The sequence below is a fragment of the Arthrobacter sp. THG-b23 genome (genome assembly GCF_059091265.1).
Genome location: NZ_JBNHGM010000001.1, coordinates 136,369 through 155,850, shown reverse-complemented (window position 1 = coordinate 155,850; position 19,482 = coordinate 136,369). Strand labels below are relative to the sequence as shown.

General features: G+C 70.2%; 18 protein-coding genes. 11 read left to right on the top strand and 7 right to left on the bottom strand.

Annotated elements, in window-relative coordinates; genetic code table 11:
* Nucleotides 1-35: 35 nt before the first annotated feature.
* The gene (locus AC5RVD_RS00755) at nucleotides 36-713 is read right to left on the bottom strand and encodes a Crp/Fnr family transcriptional regulator (RefSeq protein WP_493966729.1); all 678 of its coding nucleotides are present in this window, start codon (nucleotides 711-713) and stop codon (nucleotides 36-38) included.
* 249 nt (nucleotides 714-962) lie between these two features.
* Here AC5RVD_RS00755 and AC5RVD_RS00750 point away from each other — a divergent pair, with 249 nt between their 5' ends.
* A complete protein-coding gene (locus AC5RVD_RS00750) occupies nucleotides 963-2,147 on the top strand; it encodes a MarP family serine protease (protein ID WP_494113808.1) in 1,185 nt (394 codons plus the stop codon).
* Here the strand turns inward: AC5RVD_RS00750 and AC5RVD_RS00745 are convergent.
* The 3 genes from AC5RVD_RS00745 to acs form a co-directional block, all read right to left on the bottom strand.
* Nucleotides 2,144-3,241 carry a DUF2332 domain-containing protein gene (locus AC5RVD_RS00745; protein ID WP_494125639.1) on the bottom strand — a complete coding sequence of 366 codons (1,098 nt, stop codon included), beginning with the start codon at nucleotides 3,239-3,241 and terminating at the stop codon, nucleotides 2,144-2,146. The genes AC5RVD_RS00750 and AC5RVD_RS00745 overlap by 4 nt on opposite strands.
* Nucleotides 3,242-3,258: 17 nt before the next feature.
* Nucleotides 3,259-3,711, bottom strand: a complete 453-nt coding sequence (gene aroQ, locus AC5RVD_RS00740; protein WP_493989536.1) for a type II 3-dehydroquinate dehydratase — start codon at nucleotides 3,709-3,711, stop codon at nucleotides 3,259-3,261.
* 141 nt (nucleotides 3,712-3,852) lie between these two features.
* The gene (gene acs / locus AC5RVD_RS00735; protein WP_494125638.1) at nucleotides 3,853-5,844 is read right to left on the bottom strand and encodes an acetate--CoA ligase; all 1,992 of its coding nucleotides are present in this window, start codon (nucleotides 5,842-5,844) and stop codon (nucleotides 3,853-3,855) included.
* Nucleotides 5,845-6,168: 324 nt separating this feature from the next.
* Here acs and AC5RVD_RS00730 point away from each other — a divergent pair, with 324 nt between their 5' ends.
* The 3 genes from AC5RVD_RS00730 to AC5RVD_RS00720 are packed head-to-tail and all read left to right on the top strand — an operon-like array spanning nucleotide 6,169 to nucleotide 9,261.
* Nucleotides 6,169-7,746 (top strand): hypothetical protein, encoded by a 1,578-nt coding sequence (locus AC5RVD_RS00730; protein WP_494125637.1) that lies wholly within the window; start codon nucleotides 6,169-6,171, stop codon nucleotides 7,744-7,746.
* On the top strand, nucleotides 7,739-8,554 hold the full coding sequence (gene nth / locus AC5RVD_RS00725) for an endonuclease III (RefSeq protein ID WP_494113608.1): 816 nt from the start codon (nucleotides 7,739-7,741) through the stop codon (nucleotides 8,552-8,554). Before AC5RVD_RS00730 ends, nth begins: the two co-directional genes overlap by 8 nt.
* A gap of 2 nt (nucleotides 8,555-8,556) precedes the next feature.
* Complete coding sequence (locus AC5RVD_RS00720; protein ID WP_494125636.1) at nucleotides 8,557-9,261, top strand: NUDIX hydrolase; 705 nt, start codon at nucleotides 8,557-8,559, stop codon at nucleotides 9,259-9,261.
* A 59-nt stretch (nucleotides 9,262-9,320) separates the two neighbouring features.
* On the opposite strand, the gene AC5RVD_RS00715 is transcribed toward AC5RVD_RS00720, so the two are convergent.
* The gene (locus AC5RVD_RS00715) at nucleotides 9,321-11,021 is read right to left on the bottom strand and encodes a bifunctional 3'-5' exonuclease/DNA polymerase (RefSeq protein WP_494126044.1); all 1,701 of its coding nucleotides are present in this window, start codon (nucleotides 11,019-11,021) and stop codon (nucleotides 9,321-9,323) included.
* A 115-nt stretch (nucleotides 11,022-11,136) separates the two neighbouring features.
* Between AC5RVD_RS00715 and ssd the strand changes: the two genes are divergently transcribed.
* The 7 genes from ssd (at nucleotide 11,137) to AC5RVD_RS00680 (ending at nucleotide 16,241) form a co-directional block, all read left to right on the top strand.
* Entirely contained in the window at nucleotides 11,137-12,252 is a 1,116-nt protein-coding gene (gene ssd, locus AC5RVD_RS00710; RefSeq protein ID WP_494125635.1) for a septum site-determining protein Ssd, read from the top strand.
* Nucleotides 12,249-13,415, top strand: a complete 1,167-nt coding sequence (locus tag AC5RVD_RS00705) for a TadA family conjugal transfer-associated ATPase (protein WP_494125634.1) — start codon at nucleotides 12,249-12,251, stop codon at nucleotides 13,413-13,415. The genes ssd and AC5RVD_RS00705 overlap by 4 nt, the downstream gene beginning before the upstream one ends.
* Nucleotides 13,416-13,864: 449 nt before the next feature.
* A complete protein-coding gene (locus AC5RVD_RS00700) occupies nucleotides 13,865-14,215 on the top strand; it encodes a hypothetical protein (RefSeq protein WP_494125633.1) in 351 nt (116 codons plus the stop codon).
* Nucleotides 14,212-14,775 carry a type II secretion system F family protein gene (locus AC5RVD_RS00695; RefSeq protein ID WP_494125632.1) on the top strand — a complete coding sequence of 188 codons (564 nt, stop codon included), beginning with the start codon at nucleotides 14,212-14,214 and terminating at the stop codon, nucleotides 14,773-14,775. Before AC5RVD_RS00700 ends, AC5RVD_RS00695 begins: the two co-directional genes overlap by 4 nt.
* Nucleotides 14,776-14,902: 127 nt before the next feature.
* A complete protein-coding gene (locus AC5RVD_RS00690) occupies nucleotides 14,903-15,334 on the top strand; it encodes a DUF4244 domain-containing protein (protein WP_494125631.1) in 432 nt (143 codons plus the stop codon).
* Between the two features lie 3 nt (nucleotides 15,335-15,337).
* Nucleotides 15,338-15,781 carry a TadE family type IV pilus minor pilin gene (locus AC5RVD_RS00685; protein ID WP_494125630.1) on the top strand — a complete coding sequence of 148 codons (444 nt, stop codon included), beginning with the start codon at nucleotides 15,338-15,340 and terminating at the stop codon, nucleotides 15,779-15,781.
* Nucleotides 15,771-16,241 (top strand): Rv3654c family TadE-like protein, encoded by a 471-nt coding sequence (locus AC5RVD_RS00680; RefSeq protein WP_494125629.1) that lies wholly within the window; start codon nucleotides 15,771-15,773, stop codon nucleotides 16,239-16,241. Before AC5RVD_RS00685 ends, AC5RVD_RS00680 begins: the two co-directional genes overlap by 11 nt.
* 29 nt (nucleotides 16,242-16,270) lie before the next feature.
* Here the strand turns inward: AC5RVD_RS00680 and AC5RVD_RS00675 are convergent, their stop codons facing one another.
* Both AC5RVD_RS00675 and AC5RVD_RS00670 read right to left on the bottom strand, forming a co-directional pair.
* Nucleotides 16,271-18,625 carry a DEAD/DEAH box helicase gene (locus AC5RVD_RS00675; RefSeq protein ID WP_494125628.1) on the bottom strand — a complete coding sequence of 785 codons (2,355 nt, stop codon included), beginning with the start codon at nucleotides 18,623-18,625 and terminating at the stop codon, nucleotides 16,271-16,273.
* Nucleotides 18,626-18,776: 151 nt separating this feature from the next.
* Nucleotides 18,777-19,451 carry a GNAT family N-acetyltransferase gene (locus AC5RVD_RS00670; RefSeq protein WP_494121075.1) on the bottom strand — a complete coding sequence of 225 codons (675 nt, stop codon included), beginning with the start codon at nucleotides 19,449-19,451 and terminating at the stop codon, nucleotides 18,777-18,779.
* Nucleotides 19,452-19,482 lie beyond the last annotated feature (31 nt).

The window sequence follows — 19,482 nt, the reverse complement described above, 5'->3', positions numbered from 1 at the left end:
GGTGAGCCCCCGCCGTCGTGCGTTTCAGCCGAGTATCAGCGCGAACGCTGGCGGAGCCGCTGGATGTCCAGGATGACTACCGCGCGTGCCTCCAGGCGCAGCCAGCCGCGCTGGACGAACTCGGCCAGCGCCTTGTTGACGGTTTCGCGGGAGGCGCCGACCAGCTGGGCCAGCTCTTCCTGCGTCAGCTCGTGCGCCACCAGGATGCCGTCCGTGGCGGGGCGGCCGAAGCGGTCGGCCAAATCCAGCAGCGCCTTGGCCACACGGCCCGGAACATCGGAGAAGACCAGGTCGGCCAGCGAGTCATTGGTGCGGCGGAGGCGGCGGGCCAGGGCCTGCAGCAGCTGCGCCGAGACCTCGGGACGGGTCTCCAGCAGGCCGCGCAGGTTTTCGTTCTTCAACCCCGCGAGGCGGGTTTCGGACACGGCGGTCGCGGAGGTGCTGCGCGGGCTCGGGTCGAAGAGGGCCATCTCGCCGAAGAGCTCGCCCGGGCCGAGGATAGCCACCAGGTTCTCGCGGCCGTCGGCAGCGGTGCGGCCCAGCTTGATCTTGCCGGAGACGATGAAGTAGAGCTGGTCGCCCTGGTCACCTTCGCGGAACACCGATGCGCCGCGGGACAGATCGACCTCGGTCAGCTCGTCGGTCAGCGCGGCGAAAACGTCGTCGTCGAGTGTGGCAAAAAGAGGTGCGCGGCGAAGGATCTCTACGTCCATGAATTCTCCAAGTTAGTACTGTTCGGCTGGGGTTCAAGCTGCCCTCCCGTGGGGGCACTGCTCTCCATTTTGCCGCATGTAAAGCCCCTGTGACATCTTCCACAAGGCTTTTCGCTCCCAGAGGAGGAAAGCACCGGCATCGGGCACCGACACGGGCTGCCGGAAGTGACAACCGGTAACGGCGGTTAATAATTCCCGCGGGCGGACCGCCTAGACTAATGCACATCCCACCGCAACGGAGAATGAGTGATTTTCGGCCTGACCATCTTGGACATCGTCCTGCTGCTGATCCTCTTGGCGTACCTGGTCTCAGGTCTGCGCAAGGGGTTCCTGCTCACCCTCGGCGGCATAGCCGGCATCGCCCTGGGCGCGGTGGCGGCCTTCTTCGCCATCCCGCTGGTCAGCGAATGGGTTCCGGACAGCGCCTGGCGGCTGACCGCGGCCATTGCCGTGGCCATATTGCTGGTGGTGCTGGGGCATGCCTTGGGGACGGGAATCGGCGCGGCCATCCGACGCCGCATGGACTTCCCGCCGCTGCGGCCGCTGGACCGGCTGCTGGGCGGCGTGATGAACCTTGCCGTGACCGCGCTGGTCATCTCCATGCTGGCGTTCAGCCTGGGCACCATGGGTGTGCCGTTCATCTCGCAACAGATTGCCGCGTCCAAGGTGATCGCTTCGATCGAAAACCTGACCCCGGATCCGGTGAAGGCATGGGCGGCGCAGGTGCGCTCCATCGTCGTCGCGGACGGCATCCCGCTGGTCCTCGACCCGCAGGTGCCGCAGGAATCGGCGCAGGTTCCCGATGCCAGCACCGATACCGCGGCCCTGAACGAGGCGGCGGCCTCCGTGCTTCGGATCGCGGGGACGGCCTTCCAATGCGGGCAGAACCAGACCGGGTCCGGCTTTGCGGTGGCACCGGACCGCGTGCTGACCAACGCCCACGTGGTGGCCGGCGTCAACGAACCGGTGGTGGAAATCCCCGACGGACGGGTGCTGCCCGGCCGGGTGGTGTTCTTCGACCCGGTGCGTGACCTGGCCGTCCTGGCCGTGGACGGGTTGGGCGTGCGGCCGCTGCCGCTGGGAGGCGAACTGTCCGAAGGCGACCTGGCGGCGTTCCAGGGCTACCCGGCCGGCGGTCCCTTCCAAAGCAACCCGGCCACCGTGCAGGGCCGTTCGCAGGTGCTGGTGCAGAACATTTACGGCGCGGACCCGTCCTCGCTCGAGGTCTACACGCTGGCGGCGAACGTGCAGCAGGGCAATTCCGGCGGACCGCTGCTGGATGCCGACGGAAATGTGGCGGGCGTGGTGTTCGCCAAGTCCACGGAGAACGTGCCGGTGGGCTACGCCCTGACCTTGGATGAGGTCCAGCCGGTCGTCGACGAAGCCCTCGGCTATCAGGAGACCATCTCCGCCGGCCAATGCGTGACCCGCTAGCGGTTCTCGTGCCGGAGCCAGTCCAGGAACTGGCCGTGCGGGCCGCTGACGGCGACCGGCTTCCCGTTGTGCGAGAGCAGGAAGCGGCCCCGCTGGGTCCGGTCGTCCAGGCCCGGAATGCCGGAGTCCTCATCCGGCAGGGGCATCACGCCGGGTCCTTCGTGCGCGAGCCAGTGCACGCCCCGCTCATGGATGAGCCCCTCCACCAGGGTGCGGAACCGCCGCCGGTCCGGCTCGGGCAGGTAGGCCAGCACCGCCGAATGGAACACGACGACGGCGGCATCCTCGGGTGCCTGGGCCACCAGCGCGGGCAGTTGCTCGGTGAGGTCGCCGGCCACTAGCCGGACCGGATTGCGGCGGGCCACCTCGAGGGCCTGGTGCAGCCGGAGGACGCGGAACTCCTGCCCCGGCCAAATCAGGGCCTCGAGCCAGGCGACATCGCCGGCATCGGTAATGTCCAGCGGATTCAGGTCGATTCCGGCGCGCCAGCAGACTTCGGGCAGCGACCCGGGCAGCGGCGGGCGGCCCGAGGTGGAGCATTCCAGCAGCGGGGGCCCCGGTGCGGCACCGCCGGCAGGTGCAGCCTCCGGCGTGTCCGCCCCGGCCCCGGCCCCGGCCCCGGCGCCGGCCGCAGGCGAGGGCCGTGGCGCGAGGACCGCACCGCCGTCGTACTGGTAGCGGTACAGGTCGGGATGGAGCAGCAGCCCCGCCGAGGCGCCCACCTCGATCAGCGCCAGCGGCCTGGCCTCGGAGGCGGCGATGGCCGCCAGGGACGGCAGGAAGACGGCGCAGCGGCCGGGTTCATTGGTCTGCGTGGTGCGGGCCAGGGCCACCTCCCGAACCGAGTCCCACCGCGACAGCAGGAAGTCGCGGAAGCCCGCATACTTCATGACGCCGGCGCCAAGCGAGCGGGCTGCCGCCAGGACCAGGTTCGGCTGGCGCTTCGACGCGGGCAGGGCCACGATCAGCGCCAGGACCTCGGGATCGTCGCTGATGCCCAGGGCCCACTCGACGTACACCGGAGACTGGCCCGCGGCCTCGTACAGGCCGAAGTTCCGGTACCAGCCGGCGATGTCCGACCGCTGTCCGCCCATCGTTCGTGGCCGTCCCGCTACAGGGCCTCGGCGAGGTATTCGACCGCGAGCCGGTAGCCGGTGATGCCAGCGCCGGCGATGACGGCGTCCGCGACGCCCGAGATGTAGGAGTGGTGGCGGAACTGCTCGCGCCGGTGGATGTTTGAGATGTGCACCTCGACCACCGGGAGGGCCACGCCGGAAAGCGCGTCCCGGAGTGCCACGGACGTGTGGCTGTAGCCGCCGGGGTTGATGATGATCGCATCGGCCGTGCCGCGGGCAGCATGGACGGCGTCGATCAGCGCCCCTTCATGGTTGGACTGGACGCACTCGGCGGTCCAGCCGCGGGCTGCCGCGGCGTCGGTGGCGAGCTGCTCGACGTCGGCCAGCGTGGCCGTGCCGTAAACGTCCGGCTCGCGCGTGCCCAGCAGGTTCAGGTTGGGGCCGTTGAGGATCAGGACGCGGCGGGTGCCGGGGATGTCTGCAGTCATGCCTTTTACTATGCCTCAATCACGTTCCGGTGGAGCTGACCTGTTGCAAGGCGGGGCGTCCCTGCCCCCGAAGCATGATGCCGGGACCTCCCGCCGCCAAGGGCAGCGGAAGGACCCGGCATTCAGCCGGGTTGCCGGGCGTCAGGCCTTCAGCGAGGTCGCGATCTGCTGCATGACGGTGTTGTCGGCCAGCGTGGTGGCGTCGCCGACTTCACGTCCTTCGGCGACGTCCTTGAGCAGCCGGCGCATGATCTTGCCGGAGCGGGTCTTGGGCAGTTCCGGAACCACCAGGATGGTGCGCGGCTTGGCGATGGGACCAATTTCCTTGCCGACGTGGGCGCGCAGCGTGGCAACGATGTCCTCGTTTGATCCGTGGCCCGTGGCGGCGTCGCCGCGCAGGATGACGAACGCGACGACTGCTTCGCCGGTGGTTTCGTCCTTGGCACCGACGACGGCCGCTTCGGCGACGGCGGGGTGGGAGACCAGTGCCGACTCGATCTCGGTGGTGGAGAGCCGGTGGCCGGAGACGTTCATGACGTCGTCCACGCGGCCGAGCAGCCAGATGTCGCCGTCGTCGTCCTTCTTGGCGCCGTCGCCGGCGAAGTACATGTTCTCGAACCTGGACCAGTAGGTTTCCTTGAACCGTTCCGGGTCGCCCCAGATGCCGCGCAGCATGGCCGGCCATGGCTCGCGGATCACCAGGTAGCCGCCGTGCCCGTCGGGGACGGAGGCGCCGAGTTCGTCCACGACGTCGACGGCGATGCCCGGGATCGCGACCTGCGCGGAACCGGGTTTGGCGGCAGTGATTCCGGGCAGTGGGGCGATCATGTGCGCACCGGTTTCGGTCTGCCACCAGGTGTCCACGATGGGTGCCTTGTCGCCGCCGATCACCCGGCGGTACCACATCCAGGCCTCGGGGTTGATGGGTTCGCCCACGGAGCCGAGCACCCGGATGGAGGACAGGTCGTACTTGGCGGGGATGTCTTCGCCCCACTTCATCATGGTGCGGATCGCCGTCGGGGCGGTGTAGAGGATGGAGACCTTGTACTTTTCCACGATCTCCCACCAGCGGCCCTGGTGCGGGGAATCGGGGGTGCCCTCGTACATCACCTGGGTGGCGCCGTTGATCAGCGGGGCGTAGGTGACGTAGGAGTGGCCGGTGACCCAGCCGATGTCCGCGGTGCACCAGAACACGTCGGACTCCGGCTTCAGGTCGAACACGGCCTTGTGCGTGTAGGCGCACTGGGTCAGGTAGCCGCCGGTGGTGTGCAGGATGCCCTTGGGCTTTCCGGTGGTGCCGGAGGTGTAGAGGATGAACAGCGGGTGCTCGGCGTCGTGCGGCACCGGGGTGTGCTCGGCCGACGCGGTCTCCACGGTGTCCGCCCACCACAGGTCGCGGCCCTCGTGCCAGTCCACGGGTTCGCCGTTGCGCTTGACCACCACCACGTTGGAGACCGTGTGTCCGGGGGCGGAGAGCGCCTCGTCCACGGCCGGCTTCAGCGGGGACGGCTTGCCGCGGCGCCAGGTGCCGTCGGCGGTGACGACCAGTTTGGCCTCGGCGTCGTCGACGCGCGACCGCAGGGCGTCGGCGGAGAAACCGCCGAACACCACCGAGTGCACGGCGCCGATCCGGGCGCAGGCCAGCATGGTGATCATGGCCTCCGGGATCATCGGCAGGTAGACGGCGACCCGGTCGCCCTTGGCCACGCCGAGGGACTCGAACGCGTTGGCGGCCCTCTTCACCTCCTCGGTCAGTTGGGCGTAGGTGTAGGTCCGGGTGTCGCCGGGCTCGCCCTCGAAGTGGATCGCCACCCGGTCGCCCAGGCCGTTCTCCACATGCCGGTCCAGCGCGTTGTAGGCGGCGTTCAGCTCGCCCCCGACGAACCACTTGGCAAACGGGGCGTCCGACCAGTCCAGTGTCTGGGTGAAGTCCGTGTCCCAGGACAGGACCTCGCGGGCCTGCTTGGCCCAGAAGGCCGGACGGTCCGCCTCGGCTTCCGCGTAGACGCCGGGTTTGGCCACCGCGGCGGCGGCGAATTCAGCGCTTGGCGCAAACTTTCGGCTCTCGTGAAGCAGGTTTTCCAGGGCGTCGCCGGTGGCGGCGGTCGAGTGCGTTCCGTTGGCTTCAGACATGTGAAGGCCCCTTCGTCTTGCTGGGTCAATGGCGTGCACCCGGCCTCGTCGGCCGGGCGCACCTGCTGCTTGTCAGCCTAATCCTTCGCGCGCCGACTGCAGTGTGCAGCGTCACACTGCGCGATGTAAATGGAGGTGAATCTGCGGTGAACGGCACGCGGCACGGCCTCCGCCCGCGGGAATCCGGCTAGTGAAGGGTGGGTTCCTTGACTACGCTGAGACCAGCGCCCGAACGTTGCACGGCGGGCCCGGCCCGCGGTGCGACCCTAACGACCCACCGCGGGCCCGGCCCGCGCTGCAACCGTAACAACCGGAGGATCGAAGATGTCCCAGAGCTCCCAGACCCACGGCACGGCAGGAACTGCGGTGGCCGGCCCGTTCACCGTGCGAGACACGGTGGTGGGCGCCGGCGTCGTCCTGCTTTTCCTCTCGTCGGTGATGCCCCTGCAGGTTCTCCAGGGCATCGGCGTGAACCTATGGAACTCGGGCGGCCTGTTCCAACTGGGGCTGGGCATCCTGCTGCCGGCTGTGGTGCTGGTCCTGTTCGTCGTGCGGCGGCTGGCACCGCAGACGCCGCTGCGGGTCGGCTCCTTGTCGGTCGACCAATTCGCCTCCGTGGTCGCTTCCCTGGCCCTGGCTTTCTACTTCCTGACCATCGTCACCGTCTTCAGCGTCAGCGGAGTCATCGGATTCATCGGCGCGCTGGTGCTCTTTGCGGGAACCGTTTGCGCACGCTGGATTCCGCAGCTTGCCGCCGATTTCGCCGGGCGCCCCGAAGCCGTCGCCCACCCCGTGGCGCGCGACGCTGTTCCGGCGGCGCCCCGGCCGCGGCAGCCCAAGCCCGCCACCGGGCAGCCGGCCGCCCATGGGGGAGCCGCCGGCAAGGGAGGCGCCCGGGCCGGTGCCGTCCGGATTGACGAGGCGACGCCGGGAACCGCCGGCGCTGGAGCCCGCGCCGGTTCCGCAGCCCACGCCCCGTCCGGCGCGCACCACACCGGAGCGCAACAACCGTCTACCGGGCAGTTCGCTTCACCCTCCGGCAACGGCGCAGCCAGGGTAGCAGGCGCTGCCGCAGCCGCCCAGGCCGCGAACTCGTCCGAACCCGGCGCCGGTACCGCGACGATTGCCTCCGGACGGAACACCGACGCCAGCCCTATCAGCACCCAGCGGGCCGAAGACCTTGAACCGGACGATTCCGTGTCGCCGGGGGCGGCAGACGGGGAGGCCGTGGGCATTCCTGTGACCGCCGATGCGAGCGGATCCGCAACTGCGCGCGCTGCCGCATCCTCAGCGGGCGGCGTGGCCCGCGACGTCGGCTACTCCGCGAGGACGGTGGTGGGAGGTTCCGCCTCGTCGGCCGGGGGCCGGGAGTCCCAGGAGCCTGCCGAAACGGGCCGGACCGGCGCCGGGGATCATGCCGACGCCACAGGTGGGCACGGTGCAGCGGAGCACGGTGCAGCCGAGCACGGTGCAGCCGAACGACCGGCAGAGGCGGCCGTTCCCGCCGGCGGGGCCGTCGGCGGTGCAGCGGCCAAGCCGACCGGGGCCGGAGCCAGCGCGGCTCCCGCTGCCGCCGGACAGGCGACGACAGCCACCACGGCCATGCCGTCGGTCGGGGAGACCGGCACCGGGCGCGCCGTCGCCGACGCTGCCTCGGCGTCTTCGCCCATCAGCGCCACCAGGGAACACTACGAGGAAGCCGAAGGGGAATACGAAGCCTTTTGGTTCGCCGTCGGGCGCACCCGCCCGGTGCTGGACGAGAACACCGGCCAGGTCATGTTCACCGTCGAGCCGGGGTCATGGATCCTGGCGCTGCAGGACCGCGGCGACGAATTCCTGGTGCAGCACACGGACGGCCGGGTAGGCGTCCTGAGGGACCTGACAAACATTGAGCGTGCCTGACCGGGCGCCGGCCCCCCGCCGGCGCAAAACCGAAGAGTCCCTCCTGGCACGCAAGCGCCGGGCCCGGCGGATCAACAAGGAGCTCGCCGAACACTACCCGTATGCGGTGGCGGAACTGGATTTCTCCAATCCCTTTGAGCTGCTGGTGGCGACCATCCTCTCCGCGCAGACCACCGACGTCCGGGTCAACATGACCACTCCGGTGCTCTTCGACCGCTACCCGGATGCCCGTGCGCTCGCCGCCGCGGATGAGACCGAACTGCAGGAGCTGATCAAGCCCACCGGTTTCTTCCGGGCCAAGTCCCAGAGCCTGCTGAAGATGGCCAACCAGATCGTCGACGAGTTCGACGGCGAGGTCCCGGGAAACCTGGACGACCTGGTCAAGCTCGCCGGGGTCGGCCGCAAGACCGCCAATGTGGTGCTGGGCAATGCCTTTGGGATCCCGGGCATCACCGTGGATACGCATTTCCTCAGGTTGTCGCGCCGCTTCGGCTGGACCGAGTCGACCGACGCGGTCAAGGTGGAATTTGATGTCGCGGAGCTGTTCGAGCCCAAGGACTGGACCATGCTCTCGCACCATGTTGTCTTTCACGGCCGCCGTGTGTGCCACGCCCGCAAGCCGGCGTGCGGCGCCTGCCCCGTTGCCCAATGGTGCCCGTCCTACGGGGAGGGAGAGGTGGACCCGGAGAAGGCGCGGAAACTGTTGAAGTACGAACTGGCGCCGGGGCGCGAAGAACTGCTGGCCCGGATGATGGCCGGCGAGACGAGGCGGGAGCTTCGCGCAGCCGGCTTCCCGCTGGGAGCCTGACGGTGAGCGCCAAGAAGGACCTGCAGCGGCTGATGGAGCTGCCGATGGACCAGCGGCTCTCCGTCCGCGAACGGGAGCGCTGGTACGACGTCACCCTGAACCAGGAAGCGGCCCGGCCGGCCGCGGTGCTCCTGCTCTTCGGCGCCCTGGACGACGCGCCGGCGCACTTCCACGATTCGGCCGTACCGGATGACCTCGACCTGCTCTTCGTGGAACGCGCCGCGGGCCTCTCCTCGCATCCGGGGCAGGTGGCGTTTCCGGGCGGCAGCATTGATCCCGACGACGACGGACCCGCCGCCGCCGCGGTCCGCGAAGCGGTCGAGGAGACCGGCCTGAATGCGGCCGGCGTCGAAGTCCTGGGCGTCCTGCCGGAGATCCCGCTGTCGGTCAGCAACTTCCTGGTGACGCCGGTCCTGGCCTGGTGGGCCTCCCCCTCGCCGGTCGCCGTGGTCGATTTTGCCGAGTCGGCGCAGGTCTTCCGGGTGCCCGTCGCCGACCTGCTGGACCCTGCCAACCGGCGCATGTCGGTGCTCCGCCGCGGTGGACAGGTCTTCCGCAGCCCCGCGTTCCTGGTCCACGGAGTGGTGGTCTGGGGCTTCACCGCCATTTTGCTCAGCCATCTTTTTGACGACCTGGGCTGGTCGTTGGACTGGGACAGGTCGCGCGAGATCCCGGCGCCGATCGCCCCGCGCCCCGCAGCCGGCTGACGGTCATGGGGGGGGGGGGGGGGGGCACCTGGCCACCCGGGCGGGGGAGGCGCGCTGCTTTACTTGGCGTCGGCGTAGGAATCGACCACTGCCACACTGACCGGGAAGGCCACAGGGATGTGGCCGAAGACCAGACGGGTGGCGGCAGCAGCCGATTCTTCGACCAGCCTGCAGGCCAGTTGGGTACGGTCCTCGCGGACGTGCAGCATGACCTCGTCGTGGAGGAAGAACACCATCTCCCCCACGGGGGTTCCTTCGGCCGCGCAGGCGCGCAGCCGCCGTCGTAATTCCGCCAGCCAGCACAGCGCCCACTCGGCGGCCGTGGCCTGCACCACGAAGTTGCGCGTGAAGCGGCCGCGGCTGCGCGCCAGGGTGTCGGCCCGTCGCTGCTCTTCCGCGGTGGCGGTCCGCTGGGAGGTCAGCCAGCGTTCCGACGGCGGAGGGCAGCTGCGGCCCAGATAGCTGCTGACCACCTGCCCCGCTTCGCCGGCCCGGGCCGCGCGCTCGACCACGGCGATGGCCTGCGGATACGTCCGGGTGAGCTGGGGCATCAGCCGGCCGGATTCACCGGTGGTCGCACCGTACATGGCTCCGAGCATCGCGATCTTCGCCTTGGCCCGGTCGCCGCCGAATCCGGTGTCGGCGATGCCCTGATAGAGATCCTTGCCGCGGCCGGCCGCTGCCAGCGCCCCATCCTGCGCCAGCGCCGCCAGCACCCGGGGTTCCAGCTGGGCCGCGTCCGCGACGATGAGCTTGCGGCCGGGATCGGGACGGACGGCGTCACGGATTTGGCCGGGTATCTGCAGGGCACCACCGCCGCGTGAGGCCCATCGCCCGGTGACCACGCCGCCCACCACATACTCGGGCCGAAAACGGCCATCCTGGACCCAGGCGTCCAGCCACGCCCAGCCATTGGCCGTGAACAGGCGGGCGAGCTTCCGGTATTGCAGCAGCGGCTCGATGGCCGGATGGGAATGCTGCTTCAATTCCCAGGAGCTCGTGGTTTTGACCTCGATGCCGGCCCGGTGCAGGGCGCGGATGAGTTGCTGCGGGGAGTCGGGGTTGAACGTGGGATTGGCCAGCTCCTGTCCGAGCCTGACGGCGAGGTCCTCCAGCTTTTCCGGCCGCTGGCCCTCCCGCGGACGTGCACCCAGTTGGTCCGAAAGGATGCCCAGGTGCACGTCCTCGCGCCACGGCACGCCGGCATGCTCCATCTCGGTGGCGATCAGGGCGCCGGCCGATTCGGCCGCCAGCAGCAGCTGCAGCCGGCCGCGGTGGGCCGACGCGGCCACGGCCGCCAACTGGTCCTGCAGCTCGGCCACCAGGTCCTCCAGCTCCGTGCCGCCGACCCGTGGTTCGTCAAAGAGGGTGAACTGGTCCGGGGACTGCTGCGGCGGCTGCAGCTGACGGGGCAGATCTTCGTCCTGATGCAGGGCTGGCGCCTCCCGCAGCGCGCGGATATACCCTGTGTCCGGGACATGGACCGACAGCGCCAGGATGTTCCGGGCGAGCGCGAGATCGTGGCTGCGGTCCACGTCGGTGCCGGCGGCCAGCAGCGGCAGGTACACGGCACGCGTGGCTTCGAAGACCCAGCGGGGTCCCTCGCCATCGAGGCTCCGGACCGTCGCGGCCAGTTGTCCCTGGGGCACGACGACGGGCGGCCCCGAGGGGGTGCCGTGCGCGTCGGTGCGCTGCAGGTACGCGACGGGTTCCGTGCCCTCCGGCACGGAAATGTTCCGCGCAGCGGAGGCCAGGACCATGTACACACCTCAATTCTCCACTGACCTGTCCTCCACACGGGCCAAGCCGTCCGCCGCGGCACACATCCAGAGCCCCCTCGGCCGCCGCCGGCCGAAGCTCCGGGACGATCGGAGCATGCCAGGACACCACGCCGCCGCCGAACGGTCCCGCTGGAAGCCCGCGGAGGCGATGGACGTCGTGCTCGTCGGCGGCACCGACCGGCTGCGCGATGAAGTGGCCCGGATCGCGGCGGCCGCCGGGCTTGCATTTCGCCCCGACGGAGCGCCGGGAACACCTGCTGCTGCCGGCGGAGCCACCCCGCTGCTGCTGGGAACCGCCGGGTATCACCGGGCGCACCGGACCGACGGGGAAATCATCGTGGTCGGATTCACCGACGAGGCACCGGCCCTCTGGGACCTGGCGGCCTCCACAGGGGCGGGCCGGGTGGCAGTGCTGCCCGAGGGGGCAGCGTGGCTGGCGGAATACCTGAGCCGGACCCGGCGGCGGGAAACGGCCGGGAAGGTGGTCGCCGTGCACGGAGCCAGCGGCGGAGTAGGAGCCTCGGCCCTGGCCGGATGGCTGGCCGCGGCGGCGGCCCGGTCGGGAACCGCCACGGTGTTGGTGGACGACGACCCGCTCGGCGGAGGGCTCTCGGCAGCCCTGGGCGCCGCCGATGAGCCGGGCCTGGCCTGGCCGGATCTGGCGGCCGTGCAGGGAACGGTGAACCCGGTCCAACTGGCGGCCTCGCTGCCGGCGACGGGCGGTTTCTCCCTGCTGTCATGGCCGGGGACGGGGGATCCCGCGCTGCACGACGTCCCAAGGGACGAGGTCGCGGCGGAGGTCATGTCGGCCGCGGCAGGTGCCTTTGCTTTGGTGGTCGTCGACGCCGGACGGCTGGGAAGGCCGCCCGAGGCGGGACGGCTGGCGGACGACATCGTGCTGCTGGCCCGTACGGACAGCCGTTCCCTGCGGGCGGCCGCGGCAGCCGCGGCAGCCGCTGCACTTGCCGGCGCCGGAGCGAACGTGCACCTCGTGGTCCGGGGACCGCTTCCGGCGGGAGCCGACGAGCAGCTGATCGCCGACGAGCTCGGGGTGCCGTTGGCCGGCTACGTGCCGTACCTGCGCGCGGTCCCCGCTGCACAGCGGGCAGGCCGCCTGCTGGACCTGGCATCGAACAGGCGGATTCGCGCGTTGTGCGCCGGCCTGCTGGAGCGCCTAAACCCGGTACCTGGCCCGGGCAGCAGGTCATGAACGGCCCGGGACGCAGGCACCGGGCTGCCCCGGCACCGACCCCCGGCATCGGCCTTGAGCCCTTCCGCCGCGCCGTGCTCTCCGATCCGTCGCCGGTAACGGGAGCCAGACTGGCAGCAGCCGTTCAGTCGAGCGGCCGTTTGCTGGGAACGGCCGGTACGCTGCGGGCGGTGGACTCACTGGCCGCGGAGTTGCGCGGACTGGGGCCGCTGCAACCCCTGGCCGACGCGGGAGCGACGGACATCCTGGTGAATGGCCCGCAGGACGTCTGGACCGACGGTGAAAGCGGCCTGCGCCGCGCCCCCGTCGCTTTTGCCGACGACGCGGAGGTCCGGACGCTGGCCGCACGCCTGGTCGCGGCCGGCGGGCGCAGGCTCGACGATGGAAACCCGTGCGCGGACGTGCGCCTTGCGGGTTACCGGATCCACGCGGTGCTGCCCCCAATTGCGACCGGCGGGACACTGCTCTCGATCCGGCTCCACCGTCCGCGCCGCTTCACGCTCGCCGAACTGCTTGTCGCCGCACCGCAGTGGCAGCCCTACCTCGAGGCCGTCGTCGTGCAGCGCCTGAACTTTTTGATCTGCGGAGCCACCGGGTCAGGCAAGACGACCTTGCTCTCGGCGATGCTGGGGACCGCCAGCCCGCAGGAACGGATGGTCTTGGTCGAGGATGCCGCCGAACTGGACCCGGACCATCCGCATGTTGTGGGCCTGCAGAGCCGGACCAGCAACGTCGAGGGCGCCGGATCGATCGGCATGGCGGAGCTGGTGCGGCAGGCGCTGCGGATGCGGCCGGACCGGCTGGTGGTCGGAGAGTGCCGGGGAGCGGAGGTCCGCGAGTTCCTCGCGGCGATGAACACCGGCCACGCGGGAGCCGGCGGCACCATCCACGCGAACTCTGCCGCGGCGGTCCCGGCCAGGCTGGCTGCAATGGGCGCGCTCGCCGGGATGAGCGCCGAAGCGGTCGTGCTGCAGGCGGTGAGCGCACTGGACCTGGTGATCTCGATGCACCGCACGGGGGAAGGGCGTTGCGTGCAGGAAATCTGCCTGCTGCGGCGCGATCCCGCGGGTGGCTTGCAGACCATCCCGGCGCTGGCCGCTGACGGGGCCGGCATCAGGTACTCGTCTGGCTGGGACGAACTTCACGGACGGTTGTTTCCGTGACGGGCCTCGCCGTGTTCCTGCTGACTGCGGCCGCCTGCCTGCTGCTGTTGCCGAGGCCAAGGTTCCGTCCATCCGGGCTACGGCGGCGCTCCTGGCATGGTTCGGCCGGCGACAGGGCGGGGCGGTCCGCTGCCAGCGAATTGGACCAGTTGCCCCTCTTCGTGCGGCAGTTGGCCGCGCTGTTGAGTTCCGGGCGCACACCGGCCCAGCTCTGGCCGGATATGCTCTCGGTCTACGCTGCGCCGGGACGGCATGACCGGTCCCCGCCGGGCGCACGGCAGCGGGATGGAACGGGGCCTGCAACAGGCGCGGCGGCGCGAGAAGTCGGGCTACTCCTCCCAACCCTCGAGGCGGCAGCACGGGCCGCGGAACTGGGACTGGGAATAGGACCGGTTCTGCGGAGGCAGGGGCCGGGGAGCGGCCGGCGGGCACACCCTGAGGCCGCCGCCGTGCAACGAATGTGGCATGATCTGGCTTCCTGCTGGGACGTTTCCGAGAGGACCGGGGCACCACTGGCGTTGCTGCTGGACAATTATGCGCGGCACCTGCAGCATCGGCTTGATGCCAGGGCTGCGCGCCGGACCGCGCTGGCGGGGCCGAAGGCCACCGCGGCCCTGCTCGGGTGGCTGCCGCTGCTGGGACTTGGACTCGGCGCTGCCATGGGGGCCGACCCTATCGCCACGCTGCTGCTGTCACCGACGGGGTGGCCGGTCCTGGTCACCGGGGTGGCGCTCATGGTCGGCGCACGCTTCTGGTCCCGGCGACTCGTGCGCCATGCTGCCGGACGGGAGGGCCTGTGATCCCGGTGCTGACCGGTGTCCTGCTCTTTGCCGCGGTCTGGCTGCTGTGGCCGGGCCTGTTCGGCGCGAGGCGCATCGCCGCGAAGCCGCCGCGGGTCTCAGACGAAAGCCGGGAGGGCGGCGGGGAGGAAGGGGCCGACGATCCCGCCCTGCACCTGGATTTGTTGGGTGCCATGCTGGCAGCGGGACTGTCCCTGCCCCACGCCGTGGCTGCCCTCGCCGCCACCACCCGGGGAACGACGAAGCCGGCGTTGGATCAGGTTGCTTCCGCGCTGTTGCTGGGCGTGGACTGGCTGGAGGCCTGGGCGCTCGCGGAGCACGGTTCCGGACTGGACGTGTTGCGTGATTCTTTGCGCTTCGCTGCCGCAACGGGGGCGCCGTCGGCGGCGATGCTCTTTGCCCAAGCAGACCAGCTGCGGCGGCGCCGGCACCAGGAAGACCAGCAGCGGGCGGCTGCCCTCGGCACCAGGCTTGTACTCCCGCTGGGGCTGTGCGCCCTTCCCGCCTTCATCGCGCTGGGCGTCGTGCCGGTGCTCGTCGCCCTCGTGCCCAAGCTGTAAGCACTCCTCCACAGCGCAGACCGCGCCGCAGGTTGTGCACCGGCAGCAAGTCGGCGGTGCCCGCACCCTGGCGTAGTCGGCGAGGCTCGAATGACCGCAATCCGGCGGCCTTATCCAGGAGGAAAACATGTCATTGTCACTGGTCGAAATCCGGGACCGGACGGCACCACATTCGCTGCCGCCGGACCCCGCGCCGGCGCCGGACCCCGCGCTGCCGCCGAACCCCGCGCTGCCGCCGAACCCCGCGCTGCCGCATCCACGCGGGAACGCGGCTGCGCAGCCGGCCGGGCCCGCTCCGTCGCGGCCGCCGCGGATGGAGCGTGAGGACTCCGGCCATCGGGCGGAGGTGATTCACTTCCCGGCCCGCAGCCGGGGCAAGCGGACCAGGCGAAACTGGCGGTACCTGGCAGGATCTGAAGCCGGTATGGCTACCGCCGAGTATGCCATCGCGACGCTTGCGGCAGTGGCTTTCGCCGGCCTCCTGGTCCTGATCCTGCGCAGCGGCGAAGTCCGCGGCATGCTCACGGACTTGGTGGAACTGGCGCTGACGGCGGTCTGACCGGTGTCGCTGTGCAGCCCCGCCCACGTCCGCGCCAGCCAACGTGGCAATGCCGAGTTCGGCCGCCTCGGCGAGCGCGGCAGCGTCACGGCCGAGTTCGCCGTCGTCCTGCCCGCCGTCGTCGTCGTGCTGGTCTTCCTGCTGGCCGGGGCAGCCGCCGGCGCTGCGCAGTTGAATTTGGAGAAGGCCGCGCAGGCCGCGGTCCGGCAGCTCGGCCGCGGCGAGTCGGAGACAACCGCCGCCCATACCGTCCGCTCCATTGCGGGGGACGGCGCCACGTTGGCGTCCGGCAGCGGCGGCGGCTGGGTTACGGTCCATGTCACGGCGCAGGTGCCGGGTCCGTGGCCGGAGTTTGCCGGCTGGACGCTGGAGGCACGGGCCACCGGGCCGGCCGAGCCGACCGGGGGACCGGTGGTCCCGTCAGGCGCAGGAAATGATGGCCGATAACCGTCCGCGGTTGCCCGGGGCAGCACCACCCGGGGCGGCACCACCCGGTGCCGATGCGGCTGCCGATGCCGGCGTAACCGGACGGGACGGCACTGACCACGGGGCCGGAACGGTGCTGTCGGTGGGGCTGGTGCTGCTGCTGTGCCTGATGCTCGCGGTGGTCGTCACGGTGATGCAGGCGGGTACGGCATCGGCGCGGGCCGGCAAGGCGGCCGACCTCGCCGCCCTGGCCGGTGCCGATGCTGCCCGCGGCCTGCTGGCCGGCGAACCATGCACCTTGGCCGCGGAAGTGGCACGCAAGCAGGAGGCCGAGCTGTCGGCCTGCCGCCGCTCCGGACCCGGCGGCGTGGTGGTTGACGTCCGGACCCGGACCCGGCTGCCCGGCGTGCTGGGGTGGCTCAACGGACAATGGACGCATGCCGAGGGCCTGGCACGGGCGGGGCCGCCACCGGCGCGCTAAGCCGCGTGCAGGGCGGCGGTGCCCCGCGGTTACGCGACGGCTGTCTGGCGCCGGTCGGCAGGGGCAGGGCCGGCGTGGGAAAGCAAGGCCTCGATCAGCGTGACCGCCCCGGACTTGTCCAAGGGATTGTTCTTGTTGCCGCATTTCGGGGACTGCACACAGGACGGGCAGCCCGTTTCGCACTCGCAGGACCGGATGGCGTCCCGGGTGGCCGCCAGCCAGATCCTTGCCGCCTCGAAGCCCCGCTCGGCGAAACCTGCACCGCCGGGATGCCCGTCGTAGACAAAGATGGTCGGCTTGCCGGTATCGGCATGCAGTGCTGTCGATACCCCGCCGATGTCCCACCGGTCGCTGGAGGCCACCAGCGGGAGCAGCCCGATGCCGGCATGTTCTGCCGCATGCAGGGCGCCGGGGACACGGGCCGCGACCAATCCGGCGGCCGTCAATTGATGCTCGCCGATGGTGAACCAGACGGCCTTGGTGAACAGTTCCCGGGCGCCAAGATCCAGCGGCTCTTCGCCCAAAATTTCGTTGGAGATGAAGGCCTTGCGCTGGAAGGAGATGACTTTGGTGGTGACCTTGACGTCGCCGAAACAAGCCTGAACCTCGCCCCACTGCTCGGTCCGCTGCGCGCCGAGCACTTCGATCTGCGTAACGTCGCGGGCTTGCGTGTAGTAGTCCGGATTGGCCCGGGTCACCATCGCGCAGTGGTCCTGCTCATTGAGTTCATCCACCACGTACGTCGTGCCTTGGTGCACGTACACGGCGCCGCTGTGGGCCTGGTAGTGCGACTGCGGAGAGTCCATGGTCCCGAGCAGCGTCCCTGATTCCGTTTCGACAATGCTGATCGGTCCACCTCCGTCGGCCCGCAGGTTCACCATGGCCGCGGCGCTTTCCGGATGGGTCCAATACCAGCCGGCGGGCCGCCGCCGGAGATAACCGTCGGCGGTCAGCTGGTCGAGCAGGCCGGGAGCTGCTGCACCGAACAGCCCGATATCCGCCGGCGTCAACGGAAGCTCCTGGGCGGCGGCGCACAGGTGGGGGCCCAGGACATAAGGATTCGACGGGTCGAAAACGGTCGCCTCCACGGAGACGTCGAAGACAGCCTCGGGATGGTGCACCAGGTAGGTGTCCAGCGGATCGTCGCTGGCCACGAAGGCAGCCAGGGCGTCCTGCCCGGACCGGCCGGCACGTCCGATTTGCTGGAACAACGACGCGCGGGTGCCCGGCCAGCCCGCGACCAGGACGGCGTCCAGCCCGGAGATGTCGATGCCCAGTTCCAGCGCCGAGGTGCTCGAGACGCCCAGCAGTTGCCCGGACCTGAGCTTGGCTTCCAGTTCGCGGCGCTCCTCCGGCAGGTAGCCTGAGCGGTAGGCAGCCACCCGCCCCGGCAGCGAGGGATGGACGTCGTCCAGCAGCCGCTTGGTGATGGAGGAAATCGTCTCGGCGCCCCGGCGCGACTTGATGAAGGCGATGGTACGCACCTGCGCAGCCACGAGGTTGGCCAGCAGGTCGGATGTCTCTGCAACCACCGTGCGCCGTTCCTTGGCGCCGTTCTCGCCTTTGAGCTCGGTCAGCTGGGGTTCCCAGAACGCCACGGTCGTGGCGCCGTGCGGCGAGCAGTCTTCGGTGACAGCCTCGGCTTCTGCACCAATCAGCCGGCCGAACGAGGTTCCGGGGTCCGCGGAGGTGGCAGAGGCCCCGATGAACACCGGGTCCGCGCCGTAGCTGGCGCAAATTCGGCGCAGCCGCCGCACCAGGTTGGCCACATTCGAGCCGAAGACACCGCGGTAACTGTGCGCCTCGTCAATGACCACGTAGCGCAGCCGGCGGAAGAACCGTGCCCACCAGGCGTGGTTGGGCAGGATCCCGAAGTGCAGCATGTCCGGATTGGCCAGCACGAAGTTGGCATGGTCCCGGATCCAGCGGCGGGCACCCGGGTCCGTGTCGCCGTCGTAGGTTTCCGCCCGCACGGTGGGCAGCTTCAGCGCCTTGATGGCTGCCAGCTGGTCGGCCGCCAACGCCTTGGTCGGGGCCAGGTACAGGGCCACGGCGCCGCTCGGCTCTAGGCTGACGGTGTCTGCCAAGGCCGTCCGATGGATGGCGTCCAAGGCCGGCACTTGGTAGGCCAGTGATTTCCCGGACGCGGTTCCCGTGGCAATGATCGTATGGCGGCCCTGGTGGGCACTTTCGGCGGCGCGGACCTGGTGGCGCCACGGCTCGTGCACCCCGAGCATGGCATAGGCGGCACGGATATCTTCGTGGACCCAGTCCGGCCACGGCTCGGCCACGGCCTCCCGTGCCGGAAGCTCGCGGACGTGCACCAGTTGCTCAGGCTCCGGACCGGAGCCGAGCAGCGGGATCAGGGAATCGTGCAGGGCCACCCGAACATTGTGTCACCACACGGAGGTGCGGCGGGCGGGCTTCCGCAGCCCGGCGGGCCGGGCGCCCGGGTGCGGCGGGCGGGCTTCCGCAGCCCGGCAGGCCGGGCGCCTGCCGGGCCGTCGGAAGTCTGCATTGTGGCGGGCCAGGCGGTCAGCCCTCCGCCGTGGGCTTGAGGATCATCACATCGCAGACGGTGTCCCAGCCCAGGTGCCGGTAGAGCATCTGGCCGTCGTGTGAGGCGATCAGCAGCCCGGTGTCCACCATGTGCTCCAACACGGAGGCGATCAGCGCGCGCATCACGTGCGTGGCCAGCCCGCGGCGACGGTAATTGACGTCCGTTTCGATATGGTCGAAGACCGCGAAATTGTCGACGGCGGCGGCGACCCCGTGGGCGGCCTCGTTGCCTTCATGCACCACCCGGACCCGGTGGACATTCCCGTGCTTCTCGACCTCGGTCTTGAAATCGGGGTCGCGGTACCACGGGTCCTCGGTGTCCTGGCCGGACATGTCGGTGACCATCAGCGACTGCGCGTTGTGGTGCACGCGCAGCCCGTGCTGCGGCGCCAGGCGATGAATCCGCTGCGCGTCGCGCGTCAGCACGGTGAAGATCCGTCCCGGCGACTTGGTGGTGTCGCGGGCCACGGCGGCGAATTCCTCGTCGCCCGGTTCAAACGCAAAGTATTCCCAGTCCCCGGTCTTGTCGGCCAGCAGCACGGCCGGGTGTCCGTCGACCTCTTCGGCGGAGTAGCCCCGGCAGGCCGACCAGCCGGCAACCCAGGCGGCAAGGACGTCGTCGGGGACGTCAGTCGTGTATTCGTGACCCATAGCAGGACTGTACCGAACAGCGGCCGCGGGC